The following is a 16,658-nucleotide window of genomic DNA, read 5'->3' as shown; positions in this document are numbered from 1 at the left end:
CAGCCATGAGCCCATTGCTACAGGTCAACCATCTGTCGGTCGAGTTCCCCACCCGGCGCGGCGTGCTCAAGGCCCTGGATGACGTTTCTTTTTCCCTCGCCGCCGGCGAAATCCTGGGGGTGGTGGGCGAGTCCGGCGCGGGCAAGTCCCTGACGGGCGCGGCCATCATCGGGCTGCTGGAGCCGCCCGGACGGATCAGCGGCGGCGAAATCCTGCTCGAGGGCCGGCGCATCGACAACCTGCCGGAAGCCCAGATGCGCCGGGTTCGCGGCCGTCAGATCGGCGCGGTGTTCCAGGATCCGCTCACGTCGCTCAATCCGCTCTATACCGTGGGGCAGCAACTGGTCGAGACCATTGTCACGCACCTGACGCTGACGCCACGACAGGCGCGCGAGCGGGCCATCGACTTGTTGGCCGCGACCGGGATTCCGGCCGCGCGCGAACGCATCGATCACTACCCGCATCAGTTCTCGGGCGGCATGCGCCAGCGCGTGGTGATCGCGCTGGCGTTGGCCGCCGAGCCCAAGCTGGTGGTGGCCGACGAGCCCACGACGGCCTTGGACGTCTCCATTCAGGCTCAGATCATCGAGTTGCTGAAAAAACTCTGCCGGGAGCAGGGGGCGGCCGTCATGCTGATCACCCACGATATGGGCGTGATCGCCGAGACCGCTGATCGGGTTGCCGTCATGTATGCCGGCAGAGTGGCTGAACTCGGTCCGGTGGGTGATGTCATCCACCGCCCGCATCATCCCTACACATCCGGCCTGATGGGCTCCATTCCCAAGCTGGATGGCACGGCCGGGCGATTGGTCCAGATCGACGGCAGCATGCCGCGGCTCAATGCGATTCCGCCGGGCTGTGCCTTCAATCCGCGTTGCGGCCGGCGCATGGAGCGCTGCGGCCGTGACCGTCCCGAGTTGGTGCCGGCCGGCGCGTCGCGCGCGGCCTGTTGGCTGCTGCAGCAGGAGAGCAGGGCATGAGTGATGCATTGGTACAGGTCAAGGACGCGGCGCGCTGGTTCGACGTGTCAGCGCCCTGGCTGGAGCGCAAACTCGCACGCAAACCCCGGGTCATGCTGCGGGCGGTCGATGGCGTGTCTTTCGAGATCGCCCGCGGCGAAACCCTGGCCCTGGTGGGCGAGTCAGGCTGTGGCAAGTCCACCGTGGCGCGCATGCTGGTCGGTCTTTACGATCTGACCCGAGGCAGCATCACCTTCGCCGATCAACCCTTGTCGAACATGCAAGGGCGGCGCGGCCAGGCGTTGCGCCGCCGGCTGCAGATGATCTTCCAGGACCCCTATGCCAGCCTGAATCCGCGCTGGCGCGTGGGACGCATCATTGCCGAGCCGCTGCTCACCCACACCTCGATGACCGCGGTCCAGCGCGAGCAGCGTGTGGCGGAATTGCTAGGCCAGGTGGGCCTGGATCCGGCCGATCAGAGCCGCTATCCGCATCAGTTCTCAGGCGGGCAACGCCAGCGTATTTCGATTGCGCGTGCGCTGGCCGTGCGGCCGGAGTTCCTGGTGTGCGACGAGCCGACCTCGGCGCTGGACGTGTCGGTGCAGGCGCAGGTGCTCAATCTGATGAAGGACCTGCAGCGCGAACTGGGGCTGACCTACCTCTTTATCTCGCACAATCTGGCCGTGGTGCACCATGTGGCCGACCGGGTGGGGGTCATGTATCTGGGACGCCTGGTCGAAGTGGCCTGCCGCGACGCCTTGTTTCAGCGGCCGCAGCATCCCTACACGCGCATGTTGCTGGAAGCCATCCCGGACCTGAACGGCACGGGCAAATCGCGCACCGCGGTGGCGGGCGAGGTTCCCAATCCCCTCAATCCGCCGCCCGGCTGCACGTTTCACCCGCGGTGCCCGCAAGCCAATGCGCGTTGCAGAAGTGAAGCGCCGCAGGCCTTGCCCGCAGCCAGCGGGGCGATCGTGGCCTGTCATGCCGTGCAGGAGGGCCGGCTGGACTAGCCGCGGGCTGCCGGCTCAGTGGCGATGGCCGTGATGGTCGTGGTGCGGGTGGTCATCCTCATCATCGTCGTCCTCGGCTTCGTCATCGTCCAGGACGTCTTCGGCGTTCTCGCTGAGGTCAAATGGCAGCACGTCGGACAGGACGTCCGACCAGGCGCATTCCTCGCCTTCCTGATCGAGTTTGATGAAGCGCTCGCCCTCGGTGAGCGAGATCTGGATGGCCCAGAGGTAGAGGCACTCATAGGCCTGGGCGGCGGTGTCGGGCAGCCCGCCGCGCCCGCCCAGGATGCGGGCGCCCGGGCCGCCCATCTGCATATGGGGGCGCTCGTCCTCTTCCTTGGCGTCGGCGTCCAGCGCCACGCCGAAGGCGGCCCATTCGGTGCCTTCCTCGCCCTCGGCCACTTCCGCCAGCACGGGTTGGCCCAGATAGGCGCTCAGCGCGTCGGCGGTTTTGGCCAGCATCTCGAGTTCGGGCTCGCTGAAACGCGCGAGCGCGGCGGGAGGTTTGGCGGATGCGGACATGAGTTACCTGGCAGTTGGGTTGCGAAAACCGTATTGTCGCGCTTTCCCGCGCTGTTGGCAGGGCCACGGCCAAGGCGGGCGGGCCTGCGCGCTACTATCCGGGGGTTTCCCCCTATTTTTGCCTGTCATGCCTTCCGCTTCCGCCCGCTACATGGTCTTCCCTTTGCTGGCCGCGCTCATCTGGTCCATCAATATGGTGGTGACCAAGATGGCGGCCAGCGTCATTTCGCCGGCCGCCATCAGTTTTTACCGCTGGCTGATCGCGCTGGCGCTGTTGGCGCCTTTCGCCTTGCCGGGCGTCGTCCGGCAATGGGGGCGCATCCGGCCGCTGTTGTGGCGGCTGGCCGTGCTGGGCGCATTGGGCATGGCGGTCTTCCAGGGCTTGTCTTACGTCGCGGCGGCCACGACCACGGCCACCAATATGGGCATCATCACCTCCACGGTGCCGCTGATGACCATCGTGGTCGGTTCGCTGTTGTTGCGCGAGCCGCCCACCGTCATGGCCGTGCTTGGCGCCCTGGTCGCGCTATTCGGCCTGGGCATCCTGATAGGGGAGGGGCATCCCGCCCGGTTGCTGGCCATCGGCGGCAGCCTGGGCGACGGCTTGATGGCGCTGGCTGCGTTGTCCTATGCGCTGTACGGGGTGCTGCTGCGCAGATGGCATCTGCAGATCGGCGTGTGGCAGTCGCTGTTCATGCAGGCCGCCTTCGTGGTCTTGTTTCAATTGCCTTTTTTCCTGTTCGCCGCGCCTTCGCCGCTGAACCTGCAGAATCTGCCGCTCGTGTTGTACGCGGCGATCTTTCCTTCGCTTTTCGCGCCCTTTCTGTGGATGCAGGGCGTGCGCTATCTGGGCCCCAACCGGGCCAGCATTTTTCTGAACCTCATGCCGGTGGCGACGGTGGCCATCGCCGCCCTGGCCTTGGGCGAGCGGCCGCATGGCTACCACATCGTCGGCGGCCTGCTTGCCCTGGCCGGCGTGAGCCTGGCTCAGGTGCGCCTGCGGCGGCCGGCAGCGGCCGCGGCCTCTTCCTGAGCCAGCGGGCAGACCCGGCCGGCAGCGTGTCGTCCCGGCGCTGGCGGTTACCGCCTACAATCCGGTATTCCTCTGCATCCTTCTCACCGAGTCCATGGCCCAATACGTCTACACCATGAATCGCGTCGGCAAGATCGTGCCGCCCAAACGGCAGATCCTGCGTGACATCTCCCTGTCTTTTTTCCCCGGTGCCAAGATCGGCGTGCTGGGCCTGAACGGCTCGGGCAAGTCGACGCTGCTCAAAATCATGGCCGGCGTGGATAAGGAGATCGAGGGCGAAGCCATCCCCATGCCGGGTCTGAACATCGGCTATCTGCCGCAGGAGCCGCAGCTCAATCCCGAACACACGGTGCGCGAGTCCGTCGAAGAAGGGCTGGGCGCGGTCTTCAACGCCAAGAAACGCCTCGATGAGGTGTACACCGCCTACGCAGAGCCGGATGCCGATTTCGATGCCCTGGCCGCCGAGCAGGCCGAGCTCGAGGCCGTGATCGCCGCCGCCGCGTCCAGCGGCTCCGACGACATCGAGCATCAGATGGAAATCGCCGCAGATGCGCTGCGCCTGCCGCCCTGGGATGCCACGGTGGGTAATCTGTCGGGGGGCGAGAAGCGCCGTGTCGCGCTGTGCCGCCTGCTGCTGTCCAAGCCCGACATGCTGCTGCTCGATGAGCCCACCAACCACTTGGATGCCGAAAGCGTCGAGTGGCTGGAGCAGTTCCTGCACAAATTCCCGGGCACCGTCGTGGCCGTCACCCACGACCGCTACTTCCTGGACAACGCCGCCGAGTGGATTCTCGAACTCGACCGTGGCCATGGGATCCCCTGGAAGGGCAATTACAGCTCCTGGCTCGAGCAGAAAGAAGCGCGCCTGAAGCAGGAAGAGGCCAGCGAATCGGCCCGCCAGAAGACCATCAAGAAAGAACTCGAATGGGTGCGCCAGAATCCCAAGGGCCGTCAGGCCAAGGCCAAGGCGCGTATTGCCCGCTTCGAGGAGCTGTCTTCCTACGAATACCAGAAGCGCAACGAAACCCAGGAAATCTTCATTCCGGTGGGTGATCGTCTGGGCAACGAGGCCATCGAGTTCGACCATGTCAGCAAAGCCTATGGCGACCGGCTGCTCATCGATGATCTGAGCTTCAAGGTGCCGCCGGGCGCCATCGTCGGCATTATCGGTCCCAACGGGGCGGGTAAGTCGACGCTGTTCCGCATGCTGGCCGGCCGCGAGCAGCCGGATTCGGGCGAGGTCAAGCTGGGCCAGACGGTCAAGCTGGCCTATGTCGACCAATCACGCGACTCGCTGGACGCCGTAAAGACGGTTTTCGATGCCGTGGCCGATGGCGCCGACATCCTGACCGTGGGCAAGTTCGAAATGCCATCGCGTGCCTATCTGGGGCGCTTTAACTTCAAGGGCGGTGATCAGAACAAGGTGGTGGGCCAACTCTCGGGCGGTGAGCGTGGCCGTCTGCATCTGGCCAAGACCCTGATCGCCGGCGGCAACGTGCTGCTGCTGGACGAGCCGTCCAACGACCTCGACGTCGAAACGCTGCGCGCGCTCGAAGACGCCTTGCTGGAGTTTCCTGGCAGCGTCATGGTCATCAGCCACGATCGTTGGTTCCTGGACCGTATCGCGACCCACATCCTGGCCTTCGAAGGCGATTCGCAAGTGGTCTTTTTTGACGGCAATTACCAAGAGTACGAAGCCGACAAGAAGCGCCGCCTGGGCGACGAGGGCGCCAAGCCCAAGCGCCTGCGTTATAAGGCCCTGAAGTAAACCTGCCCGAACGGAGGGCCCGCGCGGCCCTCCGCCTGCCGGAGATTGCCATGTTGCTGCGCGCCGACCAATCCATCGTGCTCGTGATCGATATGCAGGAGCGCCTCATGCCGGTGATAGACCGCGGCGAGGCGGTGCTGGCCACGGCCGACAAGCTGGCGCGGGCAGCGCGCCTGCTCGATGTGCCCGTGGTGGCGACCGAACACCACAGCCGCATGCTGGGCGCCACCGTGGCGCCGCTGCGCGAGCAGCTGCAATCGACCTTTCAGAAAATGCATTTCTCGGCCATGCGGGAGCCCGGCTTCGAGGCCTGGCTGCCGCCGGCGCGCAAAACCGTCTTGCTGACGGGCTGCGAGGCCCATATCTGCGTGCTGCAGACGGTGCTGGGGTTGCGTGAGCAAGGTTGGCGCGCGGTGCTGGTGGCCGATGCGGTCGGCTCACGCAAGGCGGCCGATCATCATGCGGCCCTGCGCCGGGCGCGTGCCGCGGGCGCCGACATCGTCACCAGCGAAATGGCCATCTTCGAGTGGATGGAAACCTGCGAGCATCCGCGCTTTCGCGAAGTGTTGAAGCTGGTCAAATAGGGCGGCCGAGAAACATTTTGTCCATGATGTAGAGAAATTACATTTCTCGATACACAAATTGGGCAACGCTCACAGCATGCGGCCTCGGTTTTTGTCATCCTGAATGGGTCATCCAGAAGGGGCGCGCCCGACGCGCGTAGGGGGTAAGACCTGCCGCGAGTGCGCGATCCCCGGCACGAGAACAGGAGAATCCTATGAAGATCAAAACCCTATCCAAAGCATGCCTGGCGGTCCTGATGGCCGCGTCGATGGCGGGCTGTTCCTCTTGGGACAGCATGAGCCATCGCCAGAAGAGTACGGTGGGCGGCGCGGCCCTGGGTGGCGTGGCCGGCGCGGTCATCACCAATGGCGGCATCCTCGGCACCGTTGGCGGAGCGGCGATTGGCGGCGTGATCGGCGATCAGGTCGGCAAGTAAGCGCTCTGCGCGCTGCGCAAAAAACAAACGCCCTGCGCGCCAGCGCAGGGCGTTTGTTTTGAGCCCCCGAGCCAGGCCCGGGGCTGACGGTATCAGGCAGATGCCTGTGTTTCGCTCTGCGGCATTTCGATCTTGACTTCGAGCACTTCCAGGGTGTCCTGGCGCTCAAGGTTGACCTTGATATCGTCGGGATTGATCTTGACGTACTTGGAAATCACGGCAACCAGCTCCTGCTGCAGTTGCGGCAGGTAATCGGGAGAATCTCCCCGGCCCGAGCGCTCATGCGCCAGGATGATCTGGAGCCGTTCTTTGGCGACGCTGGCCGAAGCTTTCTTCTGGCCGAGCAGAAACGACAGGAAGGACATTGCTTACTTTCCTCCGAACAGGCGCTTCAGGAAGCCGGGCTTTTCGTATTCGGTAAAGCGCAGCGAGCGTTCTTCGCCCAGGTAGCGGGCCACCACATCCTTGTAGGCCTCGGAGACATCGGTGTCCTTGAGGTGGATGGCGGGCAGGCCTTGGTTGGACGCCTGCAGCACCGCTTCCGACTCAGGCACGACCCCGATCATCTTGATGCGCAGAATGTCTTCGATATCGCCCAGGGACAGCATTTCGCCGTCGATGACGCGCTTGGGGTTGTAGCGGGTCAGCAGGAGGTATTCCTTGACCGGCTCGTCGCCTTCGACGGCACGGCGCGACTTGGCCGCCAGAATGCCCAGGATGCGATCCGAGTCGCGCACCGAGGAGACTTCCGGGTTGGTCACGACCAGGGCGTCGTCGGCGTAATAGGCCGCCAGCAGCGCGCCCGTTTCGATCCCGGCCGGCGAGTCGCAGATGATGTAGTCGAAGCCCATTTCCTTCAGGTCTTCGATGACCTTGCCCACGCCTTCCTGCGTCAGCGCGTCTTTGTCGCGCGTTTGCGAAGCCGGCAGGATGAAGAGGTTCTCGAGCTGCTTGTCTTTGATGAGGGCTTGCTTGAGGCTGGCCTCGCCTTGAATCACGTTGACGAAGTCGTACACCACGCGCCGCTCGCAACCCATGATGAGGTCGAGATTGCGCAGGCCGACGTCGAAGTCGATGACCGCGGTCTTGTGGCCACGCATGGCAAGGCCCGAGGAAAAGCTGGCGCTGGTGGTGGTCTTGCCCACCCCGCCTTTGCCGGAAGTCACCACAACAATACGTGTCATGACGATCAAACCCTTATGTTCGTATAAATCGCGTTATCGTAAAGCAAAAAGCCCTTAATGGCTTCTTACAAGTGTGTGGGAGACGCTGCGGCCTCAGCCTTTGAGCGCCTCGATATGCAATGTATCGCCGTTGAGCCGCACCAGGGCGGGTTGATTGTGGAGGTTGCGGTCCAGCCGGTCTTCGACCACGCGGTAGACGCCGGCCACGGCCAGCAGCTCCGCATCCAGATGCGTTGTGAAGATGCGCGCGGAGGTGTCGCCGCGCGCGCCCGCCATGGCCTTGCCGCGCAACGGCCCGTACACATGGATATTGCCGTCGGCGATGACTTCGGCGCCCTGACTCACCATGCCGATGATCACGAGATCGGTGTGGCGGGCGTAGACGCGCTGGCCCGAACGCAACGGTTTGGTGATGACCAGGGCCGTCGAGGATTGGGGCGCGGCGGGCGTATGGTTGGCCGCGGCGGTCGTCTCGCGCGCCGCGCGGGTGGGCACGGCCTGCGCATCGCCGTTGAGCCCGGCGCTGATCTGCTGCTTGGCAGCCGGGCTGGCTTCCGGCGCGGCAGGCACCGGCGTCGAGACATGATTGGGCGGCGCGGGGTCGACGACCTGGGGCGCGCGCGGCGCGGTGGCCGACAGCTCCACGGGCGTGAGGCCGGCTTCGCGCGCGCCTTGCAGGTTGGCGCCTTCGGCGACCACGCCGATGGGCGGCAGGTTGTGCGCCGCCAGCGCACGAACCAGCGCGGGCCAATCCACTTTTTCGGTGAGACGGCTGGCGTCTATCACCACGGGCTCATTCTCGAAGAAGCTGCCGGCGTCTGCCATGCGTCTGGCCAGCGCCTCCTGCAGCGATGTGAGGTCGGCGCTATGCAGCACCACGCGGATGGCATAGAGCGTGGCGCTTTTGAAATCCAGGGCGAGGGGTTCGGTTGTCATCAGGGGTGTCTTGCGGTCGGTCCGCCAGCGGGCGAGGACCGGTCAGGAATGTCGGGCATGATAACCCGGCTGACCGCCTTCGGTGGCAGTGCAAACGCGTTTGCCAGGCCTTTGTGACGCTTGGCGTCTGGATGCGACAACGCCCCCGTGGCGGGGGCGTTGCGCGAGCGGCGGAGGGCGCGGCGGTCAGGCCCCCCAGGAGTCCTTGAGCGTGACGATGCGGTTGAGCACCGGCGCCTCGGGACGCGAGTCCTGGCTGTCCACCGTGAAGTAACCCAGGCGCTCGAACTGCCAGGTCGCACCCGGCTCGATCCGGGTGCCCGGCTCCAGCCAGGCGCGCACGGTCTGGATGGAGTTGGGGTTCAGGCAGGTCAGGAAGTCCTTGTCACCGCCATCCGGGTGCGGGTCGGCGAACAGGCGGTCATACAGGCGCACCTCGGCAGGCACGGCGTGCGCCGCGCTGACCCAGGTGATGTTGCCCTTGACCTTCACGCTGTCGGCGCCCGGCGTGCCGCTCTTGGTGTCGGGCAGGTACTCGGCCTGCACTTCGATCACCTTGCCGGCTTCGTCCTTGGTAAAGCCGGTGCAGCGCACCACATAACCGTATTTCAGGCGCACCTGGTTGCCGGGGAAAAGGCGGAAATACTTCTTGGGCGCTTCTTCGCGGAAATCGTCGCGTTCGATCCAGAGTTCGCGCGAGAACGGAAACTCGCGGTGGCCGGCCTCGGGGTCATGCGGATTGATGGGCGCCTTGCAGTTTTCGCTCTGGCCTTCGGGATAGTTGGTGATGACCAGCTTGACCGGGTCGAGCACGGCGACCGAGCGGGGCGTGCCCGGGTCCAGGTCGTCGCGCACGGCCTGCTCCAGCAGGCTGTAATCGATGCGCGAATCCGACTTCGAGACGGCGGTGCGGTCGCAGAACAGGCGGATGGACGAGGCGGTGTAGCCGCGGCGGCGCATGCCGAACAGCGTGGGCATGCGCGGGTCGTCCCAGCCGTCCACGTGGCCGTCGCGCACCAGTTGCAGCAGCTTGCGTTTGCTGGTGACGATGTAGGTCAGGTTAAGGCGGGAGAACTCGTACTGATGAGGCAAGGGACGGGCCAGCTTGCCGAGTTCGGCCAGGCGCGCCAGGATCCAGTCGTAGAAGGGGCGCTGGTCTTCGAACTCCAGCGTGCAGATGCTGTGCGTGATGCCTTCGAGGGCGTCTTCGACCGGATGCGCCCAGCTGTACATCGGGTAGATGCACCATTTGTCGCCAGTGCGGTGGTGGGTGGCGTGCCGCACGCGGTACATGACCGGGTCGCGCAGATTGATGTTGGGCGAGGCCATGTCGATCCGGGCGCGCAGCACCAGGCTGCCGTCCGGATGCACGCCATCCCGCATTTCGCGCAGACGGGCCAGCGACTCGGCCGCCGGGCGGTCGCGGAAAGGCGAGTTGGTGCCGGGTTCGGTCAGGGTGCCGCGCTGGGCGCGGATCTCGTCGGCGCTTTGCTCATCGACGAAGGCATGGCCGGCCTGGATCAGCGCTTCGGCGAATTCATACATGAACTCGAAGTAATCGCTGGCAAAGAACAGGTTGTCGTTGCCATCGGCTTTCCAGTCGAAGCCCAGCCACTGCACGGCCTCCATGATGGCGTCGACGTACTCCTGGTCTTCCTTCTCAGGATTGGTGTCGTCAAAGCGCAAGTGGCAGACGCCGCCGAATTCCTGGGCCATGCCGAAATTCACGCAGATGCTCTTGGCGTGCCCGATGTGCAGATAGCCGTTGGGCTCGGGCGGGAAGCGCGTGCGGATGCGCGCCGGGTCGGGCGCGCCCGCGGCCTGCACGGAAGCCGGGCCGGGCTTGCCGGCCCAACGCTTACCCTGGAAGCGGTCTGCCGCCAGGTCTTCTTCGATGATGTTGCGCAGGTAGTTGCTGGCTGCGTGAGGCGTGGGGGTCTGGGTCATTCCGGGGCGAAGTCGAAAAATGCGGCCACAAAAGACCCATTTTGCCACGTTCGCGAAGGACTTCCGTTGCAAACCGGCCTCCCAAGCTCGGGGAAGTGGCTCTACACTACCGCCCATCATGAATATCGCCCCTCTTCAGCTGGCCCGGACCCAGTTCACGGCAAGCCTGAGCTTCCTGGCCTTGTTCCTGGCCTTTTCCATGGCGCTGGCCTGGATTCTGCTGTTTTTCAAGTTGCGCGCCCGCAGCGGGCAGGGCGGCTGGCTGGCCGCTTACCGGTTCTGGGTGCGTATTTTCGCCTTGTCCTTCGTGCTGGCGCTGGCCAGCGCCATGCCGGTGCTCGTCCAGCTCGCCAGCCTGTGGCCCGGCCTGATGGACAAGATCGGCAATGTGGCCGGCCCGCTGCTGGGTTTTGGCGTCTTGTCGGTCTTTATCCTGAAATCCTGCTTTCTGGGGGTCATGCTCTTCGGGCAGCGCCGGGTTTCCGATCTGGCCCACACCCTGGCCGTGCTGATGGTGGCCATCGGCCAGGTGGTCGCGGTCGGGTGGGCGGTGGCCCTGCAATCCTGGCTGCAAACCCCCGATGGCGCGGCCATCGTCGATGGCCGCTATCAGGTGTATGACTGGGTCAGCGTAATCTTCAATCCTTCCTTCGGCTGGCGCATGGGCCTGACCGTCTTGGGCGCATTCCTCGCTGCGGCCTTTCTCATCATGGGCGTGACGGCCTTGCAGGCCCTGCGCCGACCTTTGGTCGACGGCGAACGCCAGGCGTACAAAACCGCGCTGGTGATCGCATTGGCGGCCGCCTTGCTGCAGGCGCCCGCGGCCTGGGGCCTGGGTGAGGTGGTGGCCCGGCTGCAGCCGGCCAAGGCTGCAGCGCTGGCCGGTTACTGGCACAGCGGCACGACGCCTTCCGTCGTCCTGCTGGGCGTGCCCGACCCGGCGGCGCAACGCAACCGGGGCGCCCTGGGTTGGAGCGGCGCCGGCGGGCGCTGGCTGGCCCAGGATGCCGAGACGGGCTACATCGGGCTGGATAAATTCTCCGGGATGTCGCCGCCGGTGGCCTTTGTCTTTCTGGCGCTGCGCGCGGCATGGCTGCTGGGCGGGTTGATGTTCGTGGCCGCGGTGCTGTCTTTCTGCCTGAGCTTTCGGCGCGGCTATGACCCGGCCGCCATGCCGCGCTGGTGGCTGCGCGTGCTGACCGGCATGATGTTCTCCGGCGGCCTGTCGGTCGTGCTGGGCATCTGGGTGGCGCAGGTGGGATTGCAGCCTTATGTCGTCAATCGCACGGTCACGCAATCCGAAGTCCTCAGCGCCGTCCCGGCCTCGACGCTGTGGTGGGGGCTGGCGGGCTATGGCGCGCTCTATGCGCTGCTGCTCAGCGCCTTCATCGGCATGTTGTTTCACGCCGCGCGCTATGGGGTGGTGCCCGTGCGCAAGATCGGAGGCAAACCATGATCGCCACCCTGGCCGCATCCCTGGGCCTGAGCCCGGAGGATCCCACGTTCTGGATGCCCATGGTGTTCATGGGCCTGCTCATGCTGTTGATCGCAGCGGGCATCGTGCTCGATGGTTTCGACATCGGGGTCGGCATCCTGCTGCAATTTGCGCCCGCCGAAGAGCGCGGCCGCATGATGGGCCTGCTCAGCCCCTGGCGCGATGCCAACGAGTTCTGGCCGCTGCTGGGCATCGGTTTGCTGGGCGCGGCCTTCCCCTTTGCCTGGGGCGCCATCATGGGCAAGCTCTACGGCCCCCTGGTCGTCATGGTCCTGGGCATCATGCTGCGCAGCGTGGCGTTCGAGTTCCGCATCCGTGCCAGCACCGAGGTCAAACCGCGCTGGATCTTTGCCTTCTGGGTCGGGTCGCTGCTGGCGGCCATCGGGCAGGGCATGGTGCTGGGGCGCATCGCCACCGACTATCAAAGCGACGCGGGTTATGGCTGGTTCTCGCTGTTCGTCGGGCTGTGCGCGGTCGCCGCTTACGCGCTGCTGGGCGCTTGCTGGCTGGTCATGCGCATCGACGGCGAACTGCAGCGCCGCGCCGTCTCATGGGCGCGCCACGGCATCCGCTGGACCGCGGCCGGCATGGTGGCCATTGCCGTCACGCTGGGGCTGGCCAATGCGGGCATTTTCTACAAGTGGAGCAACGCCGCGCACCTGGGCGCCGCGGCGGGCGTGTGGGTACTGATGCTGCTGGGGTTCGTGGTGGCCGAGATGTTGCTCGCCCGCCTGCCTGGCAAGGCGGACCGCTTCGCCTGGCTGCCTTTCGTGTTGTGCGTGATGCTCTATCTGCTGATGCTGGCAGGGCTGGGCTACAGTTTCTTCCCCTACCTGATCCTGGACGACATGACGATCTGGGACGGCAGTGGCGCGCTGGACTCGATGCGCCTGGTGATGGCGGGCGTGGTCATCGGTGTGCCGGTGGTGGTGGTGTTCAATATCCTGGCCTACCGGTCGGTATTCGGCCGGGAGCGCCGCCCCGCGGCCCTGTTGCCGCCGCCGGGCTGAGCCTCCGGACAGGGTCAGGCGCGCGGCAGGCGTATCCGCACCAGCAGGCCGCCGCCGTTGTCGCTGTCCAGTTCGAGCGACCCGCCGTGCGCACGAGCGATGGCCTCGGCCAGCGCCAGGCCCAAGCCAACGTTGCCGGTGCGGGTGCGGGCGCCGTCCAGGCGGGCAAAGGGGCGCAAGGCTTCGGCGCGGCGCTGGGGCGCGATGCCCTCGCCGTGGTCGGCCACTTCGATGATGGCGTCGCGCGTATCGCACAGCAGCCGTACATCGATGGGCGGGGCGCCATGATGCAGCGCATTGCCGATCAGATTATCCAGCAGGCGGCCCAAAGCCACCGCGTCGCCCTGTATGGTCAGGCCATCGTCGTCGGCCGTGCTCAGTGAAATATCGGTGCCGGCGCCTTTCCAGCTGTGCACGCGTTCGCGGATCCATTCGTTCAGGTTCAGCGGCGCGTAACGGTAGGCCGCGGGATCGGTGCCACGGACAAACCCGATGAACTGATCCACCATGTGCTGCATGTCTTGCAGATCCTTGCGCAAGCCCTCTTTGAGCGTCGGATCGTCGGTCATCTCGATGCGCAGCCACATGCGCGACAACGGCCCTTTCAGATCATGGGGCAGGCCCGAGAGCAGGGTGCGGCGCACGGAGTCGGACTCGGCCAGCGCATCCAGCATGGCGTTAAAGCGCTCGCCCAGGACGCGGGTTTCGTGCGGGCCGGAAGGTTCGACGCGCTGCGGCTGGCCGGCGGCCAGCCTGTCGGCGGCATCGGCCAGCCGCGTGAGCGGCCGGGTGATATGCCACGAGAAGCCCGCGGCCAGCAGCAGCACCAAGCCCAGGCCGCCCAGCCAGAAAGCCACCATGGGCGTGGCCACCGGGGGATCCAGGCGATCGAGCGGAATGACCAGCCATTCGCGTAGGGCGGGCACATCTTCGCTGGCAGTGTTGGGCGCCAGCGAAATGAAGATCTCCGGCCGCGGCCCGCGTGACAGGGCCACCCGGGTGCCGTCGTTCAGGCGCAGGTTGAGCTCTTGCACCAGTTGCCGCAGGTCGCGCCGGACGTCATCGTGAGGCGGCGGAGGCGGGCGGCGGCGCATGTCGTCATCGTCGTCGAAGCGCCGGCGCATCATGCCCGGCGGCCCGTCGGGCGGCGGGGGCAACATGCCATCCGGGCCCATGCGATCGGGGGGCGGGCGGTTCAGGCGTTGCAGACGCGCTTCGGCAGGCAGGCCCCGGGCCCACCAGCGCCATTGGTTCTGCGACGCCACGCGCACGAACTCCGCCCGGTCTTCGCTGGGGACCTGGGCCAGCGCCGCGCGCAGCGTGCGTATCGTGGTGGCGATATAGCCGATCGCCACGTCCTCGATGAATTTATGCCGGTAATAGGAGACCGTGCCCAAGGTCGCGGCCTGCGCCAGCAACACCGATCCCAGCACCAGCAGGATGAGCCGGGTGCGCAGCGAGCGCGGCAGGATGCGGGACAGCGGGAAGGTCATCGCGGGCGCCGTTCAGGGCGAGAATCGATAGCCGATACCCCAGACGGTCTGGATCCAGCGCGGCTGCTTGGGATCGTCTTCAATGGCGCGGCGCAGACGCAGGATGGCGATGTCGATGGCGCGGTCATTGCGCTCGCCGCTGTCGTCATCGCGGGCCAGCGCGAGCAGGCGTTCGCGCGACAGCGGCTTGCCGGCATTGCGTACCAGCGCTTCGAGCAGATTGATTTCGCCGCCGGTGAGTTTGACTGTCGTGCCGTCGCGCAGCAGCTGGCGGGTCGTGGGGTCGAACAGAAAAGGCCCAAAACTGACGGGCTGGTCCTTGACCAGGGCCGAAGGGCCGCGCTTGCGGCGCAGAACGGCCTCGATGCGGGCGAGCAGCTCGCGCGGATCGAAAGGCTTGCCCAGGTAATCGTCGGCGCCGGCTTCCAGGCCGATGATGCGGTCGACAGCCTCGTCGCGAGCGGTCAGCAGAATGACGGGGATGTCTTCCCCCTGCTCGCGCAGACGGCGGCAGGCATCGGCGCCATCGCCGCCGGGCAGCATGCGGTCGAGCACCAGGAGGTCGGGGGCGTAGCGGGTGATGCGCGCGGCCAGATCGTTGGCGTCCGGGGCCAGCAAGGTGTCGTAGCCATGCCGATTGAGGTAATCGGCCAGCAATTGTCGCAGCGCCGGATCGTCGTCGACGACCAGCAATTTGGTATGAGGGCTATCCATGCAGAGATAGTGCCCGGGCTTGGGCTTATCCGACAAGTGGAAAGAAACGATCTGAAATAAACCCCAGCAAAATTGGCCCTAGAATAGCGAGCCGCCGATCGGCGCTTGCGGGGAAATCCCGTGTCGTTTTATTAACTTCGTTTACAGATGTCGCGCTCGGGAATTTCTACACTAATTCGCGTTATGGTCATTCGCGAACGCGAGCGTAAACGGATGTCGCGCACGGTGCTGGCCGCCGCGCTGGCGGGCAATATGGCGCTGGGCGCCTGCGCCATGTCTGGCGACAATCAATCCGTCCCCGATAATTCTGCCACGCAGCCTGCCGCTGCCGATGCCGCCGCGCCCCAGGCGCGCCAGGCCACTCGGGAGGCGGCGCGCTACGGTATCGGCGTGCTCGCGCCCGCCATGCCGCAACAGGTGCAATTGCCCGGCCCGGTCGAAGGCTACGCGCTGAGCCCCGAGCCCGACCCTTGCGCCGAGTGGTCCGGCCCCCCCGCGCCGGCCGATCTGGCGCCGACGCCCGGCCAGGAAGCCCCGGCAGATTGTCAGCGGGCGTTTCCGCAGTACGAGGTGCCGCAGGTCAGTCCTTCCTACGCCCTGGACCTGGAACGCCGCGAGCTGGCGGGCTCACGCCCGGTGCTCAGCCAGGGGGTGGTGCTGCCGCAGCCGCGCTGGTTTTCCGCCATCAACGCGCGGCCCGCACTCAGCTACGGAGACCGCAATTGGTTGTACCGAGGCACCGAAGGCCCGGCGGTCGGGGTGGGCAACCTGACGGCCAATTCGCCGGCTTGGGGCGCAGGGGCGGCGTTGGGCGGCGTGCAGATCTCCGATCAATTCGACAGCAGCAGCAATATCGGCGAAGGCAAGTTCGGTTACTCGTCCTCGGTCGGGCGGCTCAACCTGATGGATCCGTCGGCCACGGCCGGAGCCGTCGATTACGGCGCGTCGGCCGGCAGCGGGACGGTGCGTTATGGCCTGACCAGCGCCGTCACGGTGGAAGGCCAGATGCAGACTACGCGGGGGCTGACGACCCGGGGCATGGGCACGCGCTACAACGCCGGCGAGGTGGGGACTTTCGAGGCCGGCGTTACGCAGAGCAACTTTGATTCGGTCAACGCCTGGCGCTACCGCTTCGGCTACAACGTCACCATGGCCGACACCGTCAAGGTGGGGCTCACCGGCGAAGATGTCGGCGCTGGTTTCAGCGATCTGAGTTCTTACAGTTCCGGTGCGGCGGCCACGCGCTTGATGCGCAGCACGCTGTCGGCCGGCGTGCCGCTGCGGGGCATGGGTACCTTGAGCGGCACCTATACTTCCGACGTGCTGGGCCGGGGCGACCCCAATGACCGCCGCGTTGGGCTGCAACATAGTATGGAGCTCGCGCCTAACGTCCAGTTCGCGCTGGGCGCCGACCGCGATCTGCTGTCGGGCGATTACGAATGGAAGGCCAACTTGTCCATGCCGGTGGATACCTTCATGCGCGGCCACTGGCTGGGTTTTTAGCGCTTTTGCCCGGAGGGGGAGGCGGGCGGCGCCCGGTGTGCCAGGCCGCCGAGCACGCTTGTCGCGTTGCGCCGTAAAATG

16 protein-coding genes are annotated in these 16,658 nt (G+C 65.9%); 9 read left to right on the top strand and 7 right to left on the bottom strand.

Annotation, left to right across the window (positions count from 1 at the left end; all coding sequences use genetic code 11):
- The first annotated feature begins 5 nt into the window (after positions 1 to 5).
- Both CAL22_RS17050 and CAL22_RS17045 read left to right on the top strand, forming a co-directional pair.
- Positions 6 to 980 (top strand): ABC transporter ATP-binding protein, encoded by a 975-nt coding sequence (locus CAL22_RS17050; protein ID WP_094815300.1) that lies wholly within the window; start codon positions 6 to 8, stop codon positions 978 to 980.
- The gene (locus tag CAL22_RS17045; protein ID WP_094815298.1) at positions 977 to 1,972 is read left to right on the top strand and encodes an ABC transporter ATP-binding protein; all 996 of its coding nucleotides are present in this window, start codon (positions 977 to 979) and stop codon (positions 1,970 to 1,972) included. The genes CAL22_RS17050 and CAL22_RS17045 overlap by 4 nt, the downstream gene beginning before the upstream one ends.
- A 15-nt stretch (positions 1,973 to 1,987) precedes the next feature.
- On the opposite strand, the gene CAL22_RS17040 is transcribed toward CAL22_RS17045, so the two are convergent.
- On the bottom strand, positions 1,988 to 2,494 hold the full coding sequence (locus CAL22_RS17040; RefSeq protein WP_094815296.1) for a hypothetical protein: 507 nt from the start codon (positions 2,492 to 2,494) through the stop codon (positions 1,988 to 1,990).
- A 151-nt stretch (positions 2,495 to 2,645) separates the two neighbouring features.
- On the opposite strand from CAL22_RS17040, the gene CAL22_RS17035 reads away from it, so the two are divergent.
- From CAL22_RS17035 to CAL22_RS17020, 4 genes are all read left to right on the top strand, one after another.
- Complete coding sequence (locus CAL22_RS17035; RefSeq protein WP_094816742.1) at positions 2,646 to 3,527, top strand: DMT family transporter; 882 nt, start codon at positions 2,646 to 2,648, stop codon at positions 3,525 to 3,527.
- Between the two features lie 94 nt (positions 3,528 to 3,621).
- A complete protein-coding gene (gene ettA, locus CAL22_RS17030) occupies positions 3,622 to 5,295 on the top strand; it encodes an energy-dependent translational throttle protein EttA (RefSeq protein WP_094815294.1) in 1,674 nt (557 codons plus the stop codon).
- 50 nt (positions 5,296 to 5,345) lie between these two features.
- Positions 5,346 to 5,879 carry an isochorismatase family protein gene (locus tag CAL22_RS17025; RefSeq protein WP_167383670.1) on the top strand — a complete coding sequence of 178 codons (534 nt, stop codon included), beginning with the start codon at positions 5,346 to 5,348 and terminating at the stop codon, positions 5,877 to 5,879.
- 194 nt (positions 5,880 to 6,073) lie between these two features.
- Positions 6,074 to 6,295, top strand: coding sequence for a glycine zipper 2TM domain-containing protein (locus CAL22_RS17020; RefSeq protein WP_094815291.1), 222 nt, complete (start codon positions 6,074 to 6,076; stop codon positions 6,293 to 6,295).
- 92 nt (positions 6,296 to 6,387) lie between these two features.
- On the opposite strand, the gene minE is transcribed toward CAL22_RS17020, so the two are convergent.
- The 4 genes from minE to CAL22_RS17000 form a co-directional block, all read right to left on the bottom strand.
- A complete protein-coding gene (gene minE, locus CAL22_RS17015) occupies positions 6,388 to 6,660 on the bottom strand; it encodes a cell division topological specificity factor MinE (protein ID WP_005015207.1) in 273 nt (90 codons plus the stop codon).
- A 3-nt stretch (positions 6,661 to 6,663) separates the two neighbouring features.
- Complete coding sequence (gene minD, locus CAL22_RS17010; RefSeq protein ID WP_094815289.1) at positions 6,664 to 7,479, bottom strand: septum site-determining protein MinD; 816 nt, start codon at positions 7,477 to 7,479, stop codon at positions 6,664 to 6,666.
- Between the two features lie 93 nt (positions 7,480 to 7,572).
- Positions 7,573 to 8,415, bottom strand: coding sequence for a septum site-determining protein MinC (minC, locus tag CAL22_RS17005; RefSeq protein WP_094815287.1), 843 nt, complete (start codon positions 8,413 to 8,415; stop codon positions 7,573 to 7,575).
- 186 nt (positions 8,416 to 8,601) lie between these two features.
- A complete protein-coding gene (locus tag CAL22_RS17000; RefSeq protein ID WP_094815285.1) occupies positions 8,602 to 10,362 on the bottom strand; it encodes a glutamine--tRNA ligase/YqeY domain fusion protein in 1,761 nt (586 codons plus the stop codon).
- Between the two features lie 118 nt (positions 10,363 to 10,480).
- Here CAL22_RS17000 and CAL22_RS16995 point away from each other — a divergent pair, with 118 nt between their 5' ends.
- Positions 10,481 to 11,818 (top strand): cytochrome ubiquinol oxidase subunit I, encoded by a 1,338-nt coding sequence (locus CAL22_RS16995; protein WP_094815283.1) that lies wholly within the window; start codon positions 10,481 to 10,483, stop codon positions 11,816 to 11,818.
- A complete protein-coding gene (locus tag CAL22_RS16990; RefSeq protein WP_094815281.1) occupies positions 11,815 to 12,867 on the top strand; it encodes a cytochrome d ubiquinol oxidase subunit II in 1,053 nt (350 codons plus the stop codon). The genes CAL22_RS16995 and CAL22_RS16990 overlap by 4 nt, the downstream gene beginning before the upstream one ends.
- 14 nt (positions 12,868 to 12,881) lie before the next feature.
- On the opposite strand, the gene CAL22_RS16985 is transcribed toward CAL22_RS16990, so the two are convergent.
- A complete protein-coding gene (locus CAL22_RS16985; protein WP_094815279.1) occupies positions 12,882 to 14,360 on the bottom strand; it encodes a sensor histidine kinase in 1,479 nt (492 codons plus the stop codon).
- Positions 14,361 to 14,372: 12 nt separating this feature from the next.
- Positions 14,373 to 15,074, bottom strand: coding sequence for a response regulator (locus CAL22_RS16980; protein WP_094815277.1), 702 nt, complete (start codon positions 15,072 to 15,074; stop codon positions 14,373 to 14,375).
- 273 nt (positions 15,075 to 15,347) lie between these two features.
- Here CAL22_RS16980 and CAL22_RS16975 point away from each other — a divergent pair, with 273 nt between their 5' ends.
- Complete coding sequence (locus tag CAL22_RS16975) at positions 15,348 to 16,577, top strand: fimbrial protein (protein WP_094816740.1); 1,230 nt, start codon at positions 15,348 to 15,350, stop codon at positions 16,575 to 16,577.
- Positions 16,578 to 16,658 lie beyond the last annotated feature (81 nt).

This window comes from Bordetella genomosp. 12 (assembly GCF_002261355.1).
Classification (GTDB): Bacteria; Pseudomonadota; Gammaproteobacteria; order Burkholderiales; family Burkholderiaceae_B; genus Bordetella.
The sequence above is the reverse complement of the archived record's forward strand: the minus strand, read 5'-3'. Positions and strand labels throughout refer to the sequence as shown.

Bases quoted from the DNA above. Each gene is read 5' to 3' on its own strand.
- CAL22_RS17050 (WP_094815300.1), top strand. From the start codon at position 6: ATGAGCCCATTGCTACAGGTCAACCATCTGTCGGTCGAGTTCCCCACC.
- CAL22_RS17045 (WP_094815298.1), top strand. From the start codon at position 977: ATGAGTGATGCATTGGTACAGGTCAAGGACGCGGCGCGCTGGTTCGAC.
- CAL22_RS17040 (WP_094815296.1), bottom strand. From the start codon at position 2,494: ATGTCCGCATCCGCCAAACCTCCCGCCGCGCTCGCGCGTTTCAGCGAG.
- CAL22_RS17035 (WP_094816742.1), top strand. From the start codon at position 2,646: ATGGTCTTCCCTTTGCTGGCCGCGCTCATCTGGTCCATCAATATGGTG.
- ettA (WP_094815294.1), top strand. From the start codon at position 3,622: ATGGCCCAATACGTCTACACCATGAATCGCGTCGGCAAGATCGTGCCG.
- CAL22_RS17025 (WP_167383670.1), top strand. From the start codon at position 5,346: ATGTTGCTGCGCGCCGACCAATCCATCGTGCTCGTGATCGATATGCAG.
- CAL22_RS17020 (WP_094815291.1), top strand. From the start codon at position 6,074: ATGAAGATCAAAACCCTATCCAAAGCATGCCTGGCGGTCCTGATGGCC.
- minE (WP_005015207.1), bottom strand. From the start codon at position 6,660: ATGTCCTTCCTGTCGTTTCTGCTCGGCCAGAAGAAAGCTTCGGCCAGC.
- minD (WP_094815289.1), bottom strand. From the start codon at position 7,479: ATGACACGTATTGTTGTGGTGACTTCCGGCAAAGGCGGGGTGGGCAAG.
- minC (WP_094815287.1), bottom strand. From the start codon at position 8,415: ATGACAACCGAACCCCTCGCCCTGGATTTCAAAAGCGCCACGCTCTAT.
- CAL22_RS17000 (WP_094815285.1), bottom strand. From the start codon at position 10,362: ATGACCCAGACCCCCACGCCTCACGCAGCCAGCAACTACCTGCGCAAC.
- CAL22_RS16995 (WP_094815283.1), top strand. From the start codon at position 10,481: ATGAATATCGCCCCTCTTCAGCTGGCCCGGACCCAGTTCACGGCAAGC.
- CAL22_RS16990 (WP_094815281.1), top strand. From the start codon at position 11,815: ATGATCGCCACCCTGGCCGCATCCCTGGGCCTGAGCCCGGAGGATCCC.
- CAL22_RS16985 (WP_094815279.1), bottom strand. From the start codon at position 14,360: ATGACCTTCCCGCTGTCCCGCATCCTGCCGCGCTCGCTGCGCACCCGG.
- CAL22_RS16980 (WP_094815277.1), bottom strand. From the start codon at position 15,074: ATGGATAGCCCTCATACCAAATTGCTGGTCGTCGACGACGATCCGGCG.
- CAL22_RS16975 (WP_094816740.1), top strand. From the start codon at position 15,348: ATGTCTGGCGACAATCAATCCGTCCCCGATAATTCTGCCACGCAGCCT.